Origin of the sequence: Enterovibrio norvegicus FF-33 (assembly GCF_000286835.2) — a bacterium.
Taxonomy (GTDB): domain Bacteria; phylum Pseudomonadota; class Gammaproteobacteria; order Enterobacterales; family Vibrionaceae; genus Enterovibrio; species Enterovibrio norvegicus_A.
Genome location: NZ_AJYD02000038.1, coordinates 687,326 through 700,465, shown reverse-complemented (window position 1 = coordinate 700,465; position 13,140 = coordinate 687,326). Strand labels below are relative to the sequence as shown.

General features: G+C 48.5%; 9 protein-coding genes. 2 read left to right on the top strand and 7 right to left on the bottom strand.

The window, feature by feature from the left end; all coding sequences use genetic code 11:
• The first annotated feature begins 96 nt into the window (after positions 1 to 96).
• Both A1OO_RS11300 and A1OO_RS11295 read left to right on the top strand, forming a co-directional pair.
• Positions 97 to 1,710 carry an alpha-amylase family glycosyl hydrolase gene (locus tag A1OO_RS11300; RefSeq protein ID WP_017003077.1) on the top strand — a complete coding sequence of 538 codons (1,614 nt, stop codon included), beginning with the start codon at positions 97 to 99 and terminating at the stop codon, positions 1,708 to 1,710.
• Between the two features lie 144 nt (positions 1,711 to 1,854).
• Positions 1,855 to 3,396 carry a glutamate synthase-related protein gene (locus A1OO_RS11295; protein ID WP_017003076.1) on the top strand — a complete coding sequence of 514 codons (1,542 nt, stop codon included), beginning with the start codon at positions 1,855 to 1,857 and terminating at the stop codon, positions 3,394 to 3,396.
• Between the two features lie 90 nt (positions 3,397 to 3,486).
• On the opposite strand, the gene A1OO_RS11290 is transcribed toward A1OO_RS11295, so the two are convergent.
• The 7 genes from A1OO_RS11290 to A1OO_RS11255 form a co-directional block, all read right to left on the bottom strand.
• Positions 3,487 to 4,620 (bottom strand): ABC transporter ATP-binding protein, encoded by a 1,134-nt coding sequence (locus tag A1OO_RS11290; protein WP_016959933.1) that lies wholly within the window; start codon positions 4,618 to 4,620, stop codon positions 3,487 to 3,489.
• 9 nt (positions 4,621 to 4,629) lie between these two features.
• Positions 4,630 to 6,261, bottom strand: a complete 1,632-nt coding sequence (locus A1OO_RS11285; protein ID WP_017003075.1) for an alpha-glucosidase — start codon at positions 6,259 to 6,261, stop codon at positions 4,630 to 4,632.
• A gap of 8 nt (positions 6,262 to 6,269) precedes the next feature.
• Positions 6,270 to 7,100 carry a carbohydrate ABC transporter permease gene (locus tag A1OO_RS11280; RefSeq protein WP_016959931.1) on the bottom strand — a complete coding sequence of 277 codons (831 nt, stop codon included), beginning with the start codon at positions 7,098 to 7,100 and terminating at the stop codon, positions 6,270 to 6,272.
• Between the two features lies 1 nt (position 7,101).
• Positions 7,102 to 8,022, bottom strand: coding sequence for a carbohydrate ABC transporter permease (locus tag A1OO_RS11275; RefSeq protein ID WP_016959930.1), 921 nt, complete (start codon positions 8,020 to 8,022; stop codon positions 7,102 to 7,104).
• A 61-nt stretch (positions 8,023 to 8,083) separates the two neighbouring features.
• On the bottom strand, positions 8,084 to 9,346 hold the full coding sequence (locus A1OO_RS11270; protein WP_017003074.1) for an ABC transporter substrate-binding protein: 1,263 nt from the start codon (positions 9,344 to 9,346) through the stop codon (positions 8,084 to 8,086).
• 29 nt (positions 9,347 to 9,375) lie between these two features.
• Positions 9,376 to 9,744: a Nif11-like leader peptide family natural product precursor gene (locus A1OO_RS11265; protein ID WP_016959928.1), complete on the bottom strand. Its 369-nt coding sequence runs from the start codon at positions 9,742 to 9,744 to the stop codon at positions 9,376 to 9,378.
• Positions 9,745 to 10,157: 413 nt separating this feature from the next.
• Entirely contained in the window at positions 10,158 to 12,140 is a 1,983-nt protein-coding gene (locus A1OO_RS11255) for a replication initiator protein RctB domain-containing protein (RefSeq protein ID WP_016959926.1), read from the bottom strand.
• Between the last annotated feature and the right edge of the window lie 1,000 nt (positions 12,141 to 13,140).

Here is a 13,140-nt window from a genome sequence, read left to right as displayed (position 1 = left end):
CACTGTAAACTTTGTGCTCATTAATGATTCACTGTGCTGGCGATATATTGGTCTATTATTTTTTCATGTAACTCTTTATTTAGTCTAAGAAAAACAATGAAACCAATTGCATCTCCGATTCTCTACCATGTGTATGTTCGCAGCTTCTTTGACAGCAATGGCGATGGCGTCGGCGATCTCGATGGGGTGCGAGAAAAACTAGACTATTTTGTATGGTTAGGCGTTGACGGCATCTTGCTATCCCCTATTTTTGAATCGCCACTGAGTGATTTTGGTTACGACATCACCAATCTTCGCTGTCTGAATGGGGAATATGGGGATATCGAAACATTCACACGACTGGTGAAAGAGGCAAGAGCACGCAATCTTCTGGTCTTCCTTGATTTTGTGGCTAACCACACGTCTAGTAAGCACCCCTGGTTTTTAGAAAGCAGTTCTGGCAACAATACCCCCAAGGCAGATTGGTATGTGTGGACACCAGCACGAAAAGATGGCACCCCACCCAACAATTGGCTCACCATTTTCGGGGAGTCCGCATGGCGCTGGCACCCTACCCGCGGCGAGTACTATTTACACAACACCCTGAGCAATCAACCCGACCTGAATTACCGAAATACCGAGGTGGTTCGACAATTAATGGGTAATGTCCGGTTTTGGCTCGACTTGGACATTGACGGGTTGCGCTTCGATTCGGTGAATCTGTTCCTGCACGACGACAAATTGCGCAGCAATCCTTCACGACATTTGGGGTGGCAAGACGAAGCAAGGGCCGACCCATATCGCTACCAGAGTCAACGCTATAACATCAGTCGGCCTGAGAATATTCATCTGCTTAAACAGCTTCGCGTGATTGCTGATAGCTACGATGAAAGGAAGTGGCTTCTAGGGTCATTGAGCGACCCGTCTCCTTATGCTGTGATTGACCGTTACACCAGCGAAGGCGATGCGCTGGATGCCGCCAATGTATTCGAATCACTTAGCATGTGTCATAACTTTCAGCAGGTTGGTGAGCAACTCAATGCTTTTTTCAATGCTGTGCATCCAGGGATGGGGTGCTGGAGCACGGGCAATCACGATATCGCCCGCACGGTGTCGCGCTGGCAAGACGCAAAAAACCAACCTGAGTCCGCCAAGCTCTTGCTGACCATGTTGTGCAGCTTGCAAGGTGTGATCAGCATTTACCAAGGTGAAGAGTTGGGTTTACCGGAAGCCAATGTGCCGCCTGCGGCACGGAAAGATTTCTTTGGTCAGCAAGTCATTGCCAATTATGTCGGCCGCGATGGCTGCCGAACGCCGCTACCATGGTCTCAAACACATGCCCATCTAGGTTTTAGCGATCACACCCCGTGGCTTCCGGCAGCGCAAGAACATGCCCCTCTAACAATAGACGCTCAAATGGCAAACACTGATTCGGCGCTCCATTTCACCCATGCCTTGTTGAAATGGCGAAAAAACCAACCAGCACTCGTTGAAGGAAGCTGTCGTGTGTTGGCATTCAATGATTCTCTGATGGTGTTGGAACGCCACCACGAATCCCAAACCCTCATCATTGCATTAAACGGTTCAGCCCAAGACGCCACCATTCGGCTAAATTTACCGAATACAGCGGCGACGATTGATCTGCCTCATATGAACAATGTCTCTGCAGAAGCTAACGGTGTATTGAACCTCAAACCTTGGCAAGCATGGGTTGGCGAACTAAATCGCTAATTTTAGTAAATGCTCATATATGAAAAAGAATTCAAGACGTTAACCGCCCATACTGTTGAAACAATGAACGGACAATGGTCGCGTTCTATTAGGGAAGCAACAAAGAAAATAACAAAAACAGCTATGTCGAATAAGGAGCAAGTAATGTCAGATCCCGTCGTGTCAGGTAATCAGCCGATCAAAGTCACCCTCGAGAAAGACAAGGAGTATTACTACTGCCAGTGTGGACGTTCGAAGAATCAACCTTTTTGTGATGGTGCCCATGCGGGTACGTCGTTTACCCCGCTCGCCTACAAGGCAGACAAAGACGGTGATTCATGGTTTTGTGCCTGCAAACACACAGGGAATTCCCCGTTTTGCGATGGTACACATACGCGCTATACAGCAGACGATGTAGGCAAAGAAATGCCTGAAGTACAACACACAGATGCAGCGCCTGCCGCTAAAGCAACACCAGAAGAACCGTTTGTTGAGCTTATCCACCAATTGGCGAAAGATGGCCTGAGCAAATTTGGGCATCATGGTCCAATGACATCGATGGGCGTGCCTCGTTACAAGTTACCTGAATGGGATCAAATCCAAGTCATGGTGGCGCAAATGGCAACCAAGCCGCTGCTTGATGATGTTCCCGTCTCGACAGAGTTGGTGATTGGTCCTCGGGCGAAAAAGCCGCTAACGCTCTCTACCCCACTGTTTGTGTCTGACATGAGCTTCGGCGCTTTGTCGGAAGAGGCCAAAGTGGCGCTGGCAATGGGCGCTGAAAAAGCGGGGACGGGCATTTGTTCAGGTGAAGGCGGCATGTTGCCGGAAGAGCATGCGGCGAACAGTCGCTATTTCTACGAGTTGGCGAGCGCCAAATTCGGTTACAAGGAAGATCTACTCAAAGGCGTTCAAGCGTTCCATTTTAAAGGCGGCCAAGGGGCAAAAACAGGGACTGGCGGGCATCTACCAGGGATCAAAAATCACGGTAAAATCTCTGAAGTTCGCGGCATTCCCGAAGGCACCGACGCTATTTCCCCGTCAACCTTTGTCGATTTGCACACCGCGGCTGATTTTGCCCGCTTTGCCGATGAAGTGCGCGCGGTGACAGGCGGTATTCCTATTGGGTTTAAGCTCAGTGCCAACCATGTGGAAGCGGATATTGGCTTTGCACTTGATGCAGGTGCAGATTACATCATCCTCGATGGTCGTGGCGGCGGCACTGGCGCTGCGCCTACCCTGTTTCGCGATCACATCAGTGTTCCCACCATTCCCGCTTTGGCGCGTGCTCGACGCTTCTTGGATTCACAAGGCGCTAGCGATGTCACCTTGATCATTACAGGTGGCCTTCGTTTGCCGAGTGATTTTGTTAAAGCGCTGGCGTTGGGGGCTGACGGCATTGCTATTTCTAACAGTGCGATGCAAGCCATTGGCTGTATTGGTGCGAGAATGTGTAATTCCAATATGTGTCCCGCGGGTATTGCGACCCAAGATCCAGCGCTGCGAAAACGCCTCAATGTTGAAAAGTCCGCAGAGCAGCTCTATAACTTTTTCACGGCTTCAACACACCTGATGCAAGTGATGGCGAGAGCATGTGGACATGATGATCTGAGTAAATTTAATATCAACGATATCGCCACTTTCCACAAAGAGATGGCAGAGCTTGCTGGTATTCACTACTCAGGCGCAGGCCCAGCTGGACATTAATCTTGTCTAAATACTGAATGCGCTCCACAAAAAAGAGGCAGGGTATTCCTGCCTCTTTGTCGTTTTAAGGTATCGCGGTAAAACGCTACGTCATGGCGTGACCACCAGCAATGGCGTAGTTTCACCCACCACAGAGCGTTTGAACGCCTTTCCGTCTCGATCGAACAAGTGACAATAGTCTTCAGGGAACTCAATACAGCGCTTGTCGCCCGCCCGAATCGTTGTTTGTCCTTCTATTCGGATAACAACAGGGTCAGCGCTTTGCGGCGTATTGAAATACATCAAGCATTCATTACCCAATTGCTCAACCACGCTCAGTTCTACCCCGCCTTCTTGAATTGCGTCTTTCTCGCCAAAGCGAATGTGTTCTGGGCGGATCCCCACCACACAAGGGTCACCAACACTGGCGCCAATCGAATTCGCCGCCACAGAGATTTCCTGCCCTCGGTGAATTTGAACCTGCGTGGTGAACTCACCCACTTCCACAATGTCTGCGGTCAGAAAGTTCATCTTCGGCGAACCAATAAAGCCCGCGACAAAGGTATTGGCGGGATGATTATAAAGCTCTAGCGGAGATCCCACTTGCTCCACTCGCCCAGCATCCAATACCACGATCTTGGTCGCCAATGTCATCGCTTCAACCTGATCATGGGTCACGTAGATCATTGTCGCGCCTAGGCGATCGTGCAATCTGGCAATTTCCATGCGCATTTGAACACGCAACGACGCATCCAAGTTCGACAATGGCTCATCGAACAAAAAGACTTTAGGTTCACGAACGATGGCGCGGCCGATAGCAACACGCTGGCGTTGGCCACCAGAGAGCTCCTTCGGTTTCCGTTCCAGTAGGGGATCTAATTGCAACGCGGCCGCAACTTCACGCACTTTCTCGTCCACAGTCTTAGGCGCTGTTTTTGCCAATTGCAGGCCAAATGCCATGTTGTCGTAAACAGTCATGTGCGGATACAGAGCGTAGGATTGGAACACCATGCCGATCCCACGCTCAGGCGGTGGCAGATCATTACAAACCTCCCCTTCGATCAGCAGTTCACCACTGGTAATATCTTCAAGGCCCGCGATCAAACGCAGTAACGTGGATTTACCGCATCCTGACGGCCCAACGAAAACCACAAAGTCACCGGATTGAATATTCAGATCAACATCTTTAGTGACATGGACTTTGCCAAACTTCTTATTAACTTTCTTTAAAATGACCTCAGCCATAATGCATCCTTACCCGTTTGATTCTGTTGCAAAGGCCGCCTGATAGGGCGGTAGGGTGACCGACCCATTCTCGATTTCAAAGGTGAAACCATGGCCTTCCAATGCTTGCCAACTTCCGGCTGGCAGCGTCATGGTCATCGAAGAATCGGTGAGATTAAACACCAACAGCACACGTTGATTGGCATCGGATCGCACGAAACGCAAGCCTTGAAGGGTTGATGCCAAATCGGTGAGATCACCACTCACCAATGCAGGGAATTGCTTACGCCAACGCAGATATCCACGATAATGAGCAAGCATGCTGTTTGTGTCGGATTCCTGTGTGTTCACGGCTAATGCACTGTGGCGGCGATCAACGGGCAACCAAGGCTCAGCTTGGCTAAATCCCGCATTCTGCTCGTTCGCAATCCAAGGCATCGGTGTTCGACAACCATCTCGCCCTTTGTATTCAGGCCAGAATGGGATGCCATAGGGATCTTGGATTTTATGGAAAGGAATGTCGGCTTCTGGCAAGCCCAGCTCTTCACCTTGGTACAAACACACGCTGCCTCGCAGGGATGTGAGCAGCGCCAACAACACCTTGCCATACGCGCACGGATCCGATTCTTCCGATCCCCAGCGTGACACACATCGCACCACATCATGGTTGGACAGTGCCCAGCACGCCCAACCGTCGCCAATCGCAGATTCAATGTTCTCGATCACCGACGCTAAATAAGCTGGGGAACGATGAACATTGAGCAAGTCGAAGGTATAGGCCATGTGCAGTTTGTCGTTACCACTGGTGTATTGCGCCATCAAAGCCAAGGGGTCATCGTCGCCGATCTCCCCTACAGTGGTAATATCTTCGTATTGATCCAGTAACACCCGCAATTGCTCGAGAAAGCCAATGTTCTCAGGCTGTGAGATATCGTATTTGTGCTTTTGCATGGAATACGGATTCGTGCCTGGCACGCCCAATGATTTACTGTCTCCGGAAGACAACGGGGGATTGTCACGCAGTTGACGATCATGGGTGTAGAAATTGACGGTATCAAGGCGGAAACCATCTACGCCCAAATCGAGCCAAAACTTCACCGTATCCAGAAGATGCGTCACGACGTCAGGGTTGTGGAAGTTGAGATCCGGTTGACTAACAAGGAAGTTATGAAGGTAATATTGTTGACGACGGCTTTCCCATTGCCATGCGCAGCCACCAAAAATGGATAGCCAGTTATTCGGTGGCGTGCCATCGGGTTTGGGATCCGCCCAGACATACCAATCGGCTTTAGGGTTGTCACGGTTGACGCGACTTTCCTCAAACCACGCGTGCTCGTCAGAGGTATGACTAAGCACCTGATCGATCATCACTTTAAGCCCCAGATCGTGCGCGGTCATGACCAACTGTTTGAAATTATCCAATGAGCCAAACAATGGGTCGACATCGCAGTAATCCGATACGTCATAACCGAAGTCTTTCATGGGTGATTTAAAGAAAGGCGACAACCAAATAGCATCGACCCCTAACGCGGCGACATAAGGAAGCTGTTGGGTGATACCGGGTAAATCACCGATACCGTCTTGGTTAGCATCATAAAAGCTACGAGGGTAAATTTGGTAAATCACCGCACCGCGCCACCAAGGCAATTGTTGTTGATTCATTTTGTGTGTTATCCCTTAACTGCGCCTGCGGTGAGGCCCGAAACAATGCGGCGCTGGAAGACCAGAACCATAACGATAAGCGGCACGGTAACGATGACCGAGGCGGCCATGATGGTGCCCCAGGGCAATTCGTATTGACCCGCTCCCGAGATCAAAGCAATGGCCACAGGGACCGTGCGCTCTTCGTTGGTGAGGGTGAAGGTCAAGGCGAACAAGAATTCATTCCATGCTGCAATGAACGCAAGCAATCCCGTGGTGACCAGTGCGGGCCAAAGCAAAGGCATCAACACCTTGGTAATGATTTGCCACGGCGTCGCGCCATCAACAATGGCCGCTTCTTCAAGCTCTAATGGCAATTGCTGCATAAAGGTCGTCAATACCCACACCGTGAACGGCAGTGTGAAGATCATGTATGCCAATGCCAGGCCGGGCATGGAGTTGTAAAGCCCAAGTGCACGGATAAGCTCAAACAGACCTGAAAGCACAGCCACCTGCGGGAACATAGAGACCCCAAGAATGGTGAGCAGCACGATGTTGCGACCACGAAAGCGGATACGCCCAAGTGCGTAGGAAGCGGTCACACCGAGCAATAACGAGATTGCCACCACCACGGTTGACACGCCCACAGAGTTGAGCAAGTTTCGGCCAAACGTTCCACCAGAGAACACGGAGGCGTAGTTACTCCAGTCAAATACTCTTGGGAAATATTCCACTTCAAACAGGGCTGAGCCAGATTTGAATGAGGTGACGATGGCGTAATAGAACGGGAAGACCGAGAACACCACGATCACTGAAACCAAGAGAAAAAACCCGACTCGCCAATACCATTTTTTAGACATATTAGGTTCCCCCATTCATGTTTCTACGCCCGATATAGAGGTAGAAAATGGTGCACAAAGCAACGATCAAGAACAACAAGGTCGATGCCGCTGAGCCGTAGCCAACATCTTGGAAATCCACCAGATTTTGTCGCGCATAGATCGACATCGACATGGTGGCTTCGTTAGAGGGGGTAAGCACGTAGATAAGATCGAAGACCCGCAACGCATCGAGCGCTCGGAATACCACGGCGACCATTACCGCAGGCATGATCAAGGGCAAGGTGACTTTAAAAAATACCCTGACAGGATGGATACCGTCGATTCTCGCCGCTTCATAGCAATCGGATGGCAGCATTTGCAAAGCTGCAAGCACCAAAAGCGCCATAAAGGGCGTGGTTTTCCACACATCAACCGCAATAACCACATTGAGTGACATATCGCTGTCTGCTGTCCATGCCAGTGGCGCAGCGATCACCCCTATCGTCATCAAAAAATCATTCACAATCCCGAATTGATCGTGAAGCATCCAGCCCCACATTTTTGCCGACACAATAGTAGGGATAGCCCAAGGGACTAAAACGGCAGCACGCACCAAGCCCTGCCCTTTAAATTTGGTATTGAGAACCAAAGCCACAATGATGCCAAACACGGTTTCTAGGCTCACGGACACCACCGCGAAATACAGGGTATTCCAAACGGATTGCCACCAGGTGGGATCAAATAATATGCCGTAATATTCACCGTCTTCGTAGACAACGTAGTTATCGAACCCAATGAATTCAGTGACCCCACTGCCATCCAGGGTGGCGTTGGTCATGCTGAACCAGAGGGTTCTTAGCAATGGCCAACCTGCCACCATGATGAGAGTGATGATCATGGGCGCGAGAAACCACCAGGCGGCGCGTACGCGTTTTCGCGTTAAAGCGCTGGTCTGTTCCATAAGATTTCCTTTTGAATGCAACTGTCAGGCGCTGAGCGCGTCTGACAGTGATAGTGACAGCTTACCAACGACCACCGCGGCTAATGCGCTTGAGATCTTTTTGTAATTTCGCCAATGCCACATCGGCATTTTGACTGCCAGACAGCACACTGTGTGTGGCATTCCAAAACGCGTTAGATACTTGGTTGTATTTTGCGCCTGTCGCGGTTGATGGGCGCGGCGTACCATTGGCGAAAGTGTCATAAAGGCTGCCGAAGAACGGCACCGCCGTCAGCACTTCTTCATCTGAATAAAGGGATTCAATGGTGGGATTGTACGAGCCTACAATGGCGCGACGTTTCTGCTCTTCCAGTGAAGTGAGATACATCACGAGGCTTGCGGCAAGCTCAGGGTTCTTCGAGTATTTAGAGACGGCTAATTGCCAGCCACCAAGCGTGCCGGAATGGCTACCATCTTCGCCACCTTTGGGCAGTGCAACGACACCGATTTTGCCTTTGATGGGTGAATCTTCGCTGTTACCCAGTGACCACGCGTAAGGCCAGTTACGCATAAACACCGCGTTACCGGTTTGGAAAACACCGCGCGCTTCTTCTTCGCCATAGTTCAGAACACCAGGAGGGGAAATGGTATCGACCCAGCCTGCTGCGGTCGTCAGCGCTTGTTTCGCATTGTCATTGTTGATGGTGATCTTGCCATCTCCATCAACAATGGTGCCCCCGTTATAAGAGGCAACCCACTCTAACGCATCACAAGTTAAGCCTTCGTAAGCACGCCCCTGCCAAACAAAGCCCCACATTTTGTCATTGCCTGCTTCACGCTCAGCTTTCATGATCTTTTCAGCAGTCGCGGTGAGCGCTTCCCACGTTTCGGGGGCTTTCTCTCCATACTTTTCAAGCAGGTCAGAGCGATAATAAAGCACGCCAGCATCGGTAAACCATGGCATGGCAACCAAGCGATCTTTTACGGTGTTATTGGAAACAATGGAGGGGAAGTGGCTTGATTCTTCACCGTTTGAGTACGGTTTCAAATCTATAAAATGATTGCCAAGTATACCTGGCCAAATAACATCAATCTGAAACACATCAATGTCGTCTGCACCCGCAGCCAATAGCTGTTGATACAGAGCAAGGCGCTCTGTAGTCGAGTTGGGGGTCGTGATGATTTTTACCGTATGGCCGGTCTCTTGTTCCCATGCAGCCACACCCTGCTGACAAAGCTCCAGCTCTTGGCCTACTGCACCACACGAAATAGAAAGGGTCTCAGCATAAGCGCTAACGCTTAATAAAGTTGAAGCAACGACGGCTGCGAAGATTGAACGTTTCATGAAGAACTCCCTGTCGCGTCATCCCGGTATTACGCCTTGTTCTCTGTATTCCACAATGATGATGGAACCTCAAGCTCAGAAGATGCTGAGCAAATGGGATCATCGCGGTGTACAGATAAATCAGGGTAGGATTTTCGACCGATCAGCCAGCCTATGGGGACAGAGGTGTAAAGTGCATTATCCAAAAGAACACGTTGTGTGTTTGATGCTTCATCTTGCAAGCGTGCTTTTGCGCACATCTCAGCAACTTTCAGCACCTGATGCCAACTGTCGAAACCTTCTAACCGCGCAATCGCCTCCAGCGCCTGCATGTGACTACATTGCAATAGGCGCTTTTGTTGTTTGGCTTGCCGTTTAAAGGCCTTGAGATCTGAGGCGTTCAGGATCTTGGATGTCACAGTGTTCCCTATGGATCATTGACCGGTGAAAATACGCGCACAGTGGCCCACTCACAGCATGCATCCCTTCCGAGTGACAACCAAATTCTAAGAGGTTATTAGGTGGTGGATATTGCGCTCGCTTTGCCTTCGTGGGCGGCAGGCCGATATCTGCGGCACTCACTAAACGCTATCATTGCGTTTACATTTTTGCAATATCTGGAACGTGATAAGAAGGCCACGACGATATATCCTATAGAAGATGCCGAAATATTAGGCAAAAAAAACGAGCCGTCAGGCTCGTTAAAGGGTTAGCAAATCAATGCATCGGGCGAACCCGAATGCCAATAGGACAAAGGTATCTATTCGTCTTTAATCCTAGTAGCTACAGAGGTTTCCAATGTCAGCGTTGTGTCAAAAAATCGTGAGTTTTGTTAACCACCTGCTGCTACCTCATCTAAAACACTCAGTACGGCGCTGTCTAAATGACCGTCATAAACTTGGCGACAGACTTTACGTCGAACAGCAAGACCCGAGATAAGGCGTTCAATGGACAGGTGTTTAACATCCTGTTGCTCGTTGTAGAACTCTATCGTACGACTTAAAGTTGCATAAGGCATGATTTCGCCATCAACACGCAGCCAATCGAGCTTCTCCATAAAGGCCTGGCACTCTTCAGCAATCGTGGTGGCAGGGTGACCTGTCATGGCAGACAAAGCAGTGATACTCCGCTGGAGCGCTTCCGCTGAGGTGTATTTTGACAAGGTAATGGTTAACTCATCAGCATTGATCTCAACCAAATGTTTACGCTGTTTAACACGACGACCTAAACGGCCTCCTCGCTTTTCCTTACGTTGGATCGGTTCAAATTCACCATCAATGATCCCGGAAAGCTGATCAAGGTCTTGCTTCGGCAAGATCTCATTACGAAGGGGGTTGGGCATGGTAGGCGCAAGTGATCGTTTACCTTCGTTGTACGTTTTCGCACGTGAATAACGGATCACTTCATCCACATTGCACTTGATGTCGATCCTAAAATCCGAATGCTTCTTATCATCATCCATACGAGACACGGTCAGATGATAGCCATACAAGTTAAGCGCAAACACATCTTCCGTTTGCGTTTCCTTTTTTGCCATTTTCCGAAGCTCTCGGATCAGATCACTCGAAAAACGTCGCCATTCGATGTTTCTAGCGATTTTCTGGTTAAGGTCACTCAGGGACATAGAATCTTCCAGTCGACGCGACATACGGCTTCTGAAGAGGCTATAGAGCTGAAATACCAAAGTATGTTGACGTAAGATCTCTGGTGGGAACAAGAAGAAGTAGTCGCGAGTCATTAGCTCTTCAAAAAATGAAGGCTCCCACACCAAAATGTACAGGTTCGGTTTGATACGAATTTCGCCATCTTCACCTTCACGCGGCGCTTCTTCTGAGGCCGTGATCGTTCGAGCAATAAATCGGAAACGATCACTTTTGAAGCCTTCTGGCATGTTTTCACTCAACCATCGACCAGTGAGTTCGTGCAATTGGAAGTCTGTAAATTCAATGCGATCAATGCTTTCGCGAATTGAATCCCGTGCAGGGCCACTGTCTTTCTTACCGCGTAGCGAGAGAATATCAGTGATGTATACAGGGGTTTTATTACCCACCTTCTGTGTTTGCAGTTCATAACTTGGCAAATGATGATCATGATATTGAACAGTCAGCGTAAATAACGCAAACAACGTCATCAGATCGTCAACGGTCATGATCGACTTCGAGGATCGAGTTTCAATGATCGCCTTACTACCACTGATCGCAACCATCGATTTTTGATAGCTTTTCTTGGTCCGAGGTGGTGCCAACGCTTGATCAATAATACCTGCCCAGCTGGTGGGTGATATTAGGATTTGATCTTTCTCATCAGGCATCAACGGCGGCGTGCCTAAACCATGCTCGCTCAACAGTTGTTTGTTTACATGGTTTTGAGCCAAGGCTTTGGAGCGTTTTTGCTTCTCCATGACTTTGGTTCTTTCTGACTGAAGTCCCGACGCTCCCAGTACCGAAATCAATTGGCTTGGATTAACAAAGCGATGCAGCATGGTTTTTCCTGCGAGACCTTCCTCGAAACGAACGCCTTGCTGGGTAAATAATCCAATTTGTACCGCAGCACGTAAACGCTGTTGAATAGCAGCACGTGTAAGGTGACCATCTGTGGCTTCAATCAATTCTGTGGTTGATACGTACCCATCTTTTGATGCGAACCCTCGCAATGAAATTAAGTTCAGCAGCTCAAGAATGCTTTTCGTCACGCCTTTGAAATGTTCATACTGCGGTAACCAATCAATCAATTGGCCATGAACTTGAAAAAGGTGCCCATCTTTGTGGGATCGTGGCGCTGTGATCAGTATTTTTTCCGGGGGACTTGAGGCCATTTCGCCACAGCTCCTTGTTAAGCCAATTCGTTATCAGAATACAGATGACCGTAATTAAGCCATCTTTCCGAAAAGATTAATAGAAAAAAAACAAGAAAGAAAGATCTTTTTTTGAAGAGGCTTTTTAACTGATCTTATTGATTAATACTGATCTTATTGATTATATGATCTTATGATCAGGGTGAGAATTTCTCTGTAATTCGTTGATATATAAAGGTAAAAAATATCAACAGATCGTAACGATGATCATGGGTAAGCCGGAACAATGATCATTACTTACTTGAAAGCATGATCATTAATGACATGAAACGATGATCATCGTGATATCGAAAACGTGATCATCAATAGAGCAAAAGAATGATCATGGTATTGTCACAGCTTATCCACAGACGTTTTTATCAAATGTGTGTATAAAGACGTCGTTTGAAGTATTCGTCATGAATCTTCATCAAAATACATCCGGAAAGATGATCATGAATGTGCGCTTTTGAGTCGTTTTATCATGCTTTCCGACCCCTACTCTGCTTTCCTGATCGATATATCCTCTCTTTAGTATGTTCAATATCGGAATTGAAATGGCAACAAGCGTATTTTAGTCAGCCATGCATATGTGTCCGACGCCCGAAACAATGATCAAGCTGAGTAGCCTGTATTTCAATTGAATCATGCTATCAAGGCTATAATACTCAAGACGAGTGTGTTTAGTGCCTGATTTTACGTTCGATTCAGTGTTGAAAAGGCATCAGCCGTAATTTAGACGCTACCCACCATCGTTCCGAGCGTTCATTAACATGATCTATCACTTCACTTTTACTTGATCATTTTTTCGTGAAGCAAAGATCCATCGACACGTAAATATGTTGTTTTGTTGCCCTTAAACACACCTTGATCATCGTTCCTTCACCGTGATTATGGCACTGGAATGATGATCAAGGATACCGATGTCATTCATCCCTAAAATGGCATGTATTGTTCTCTATCTTGATCATCGTTCCGAAAA

Coding starts and splice junctions, on each gene's coding strand:
- A1OO_RS11300 (WP_017003077.1), top strand. CDS start 97: ATGAAACCAATTGCATCTCCGATTCTCTACCATGTGTATGTTCGCAGC.
- A1OO_RS11295 (WP_017003076.1), top strand. CDS start 1,855: ATGTCAGATCCCGTCGTGTCAGGTAATCAGCCGATCAAAGTCACCCTC.
- A1OO_RS11290 (WP_016959933.1), bottom strand. CDS start 4,620: ATGGCTGAGGTCATTTTAAAGAAAGTTAATAAGAAGTTTGGCAAAGTC.
- A1OO_RS11285 (WP_017003075.1), bottom strand. CDS start 6,261: ATGAATCAACAACAATTGCCTTGGTGGCGCGGTGCGGTGATTTACCAA.
- A1OO_RS11280 (WP_016959931.1), bottom strand. CDS start 7,100: ATGTCTAAAAAATGGTATTGGCGAGTCGGGTTTTTTCTCTTGGTTTCA.
- A1OO_RS11275 (WP_016959930.1), bottom strand. CDS start 8,022: ATGGAACAGACCAGCGCTTTAACGCGAAAACGCGTACGCGCCGCCTGG.
- A1OO_RS11270 (WP_017003074.1), bottom strand. CDS start 9,346: ATGAAACGTTCAATCTTCGCAGCCGTCGTTGCTTCAACTTTATTAAGC.
- A1OO_RS11255 (WP_016959926.1), bottom strand. CDS start 12,140: ATGGCCTCAAGTCCCCCGGAAAAAATACTGATCACAGCGCCACGATCC.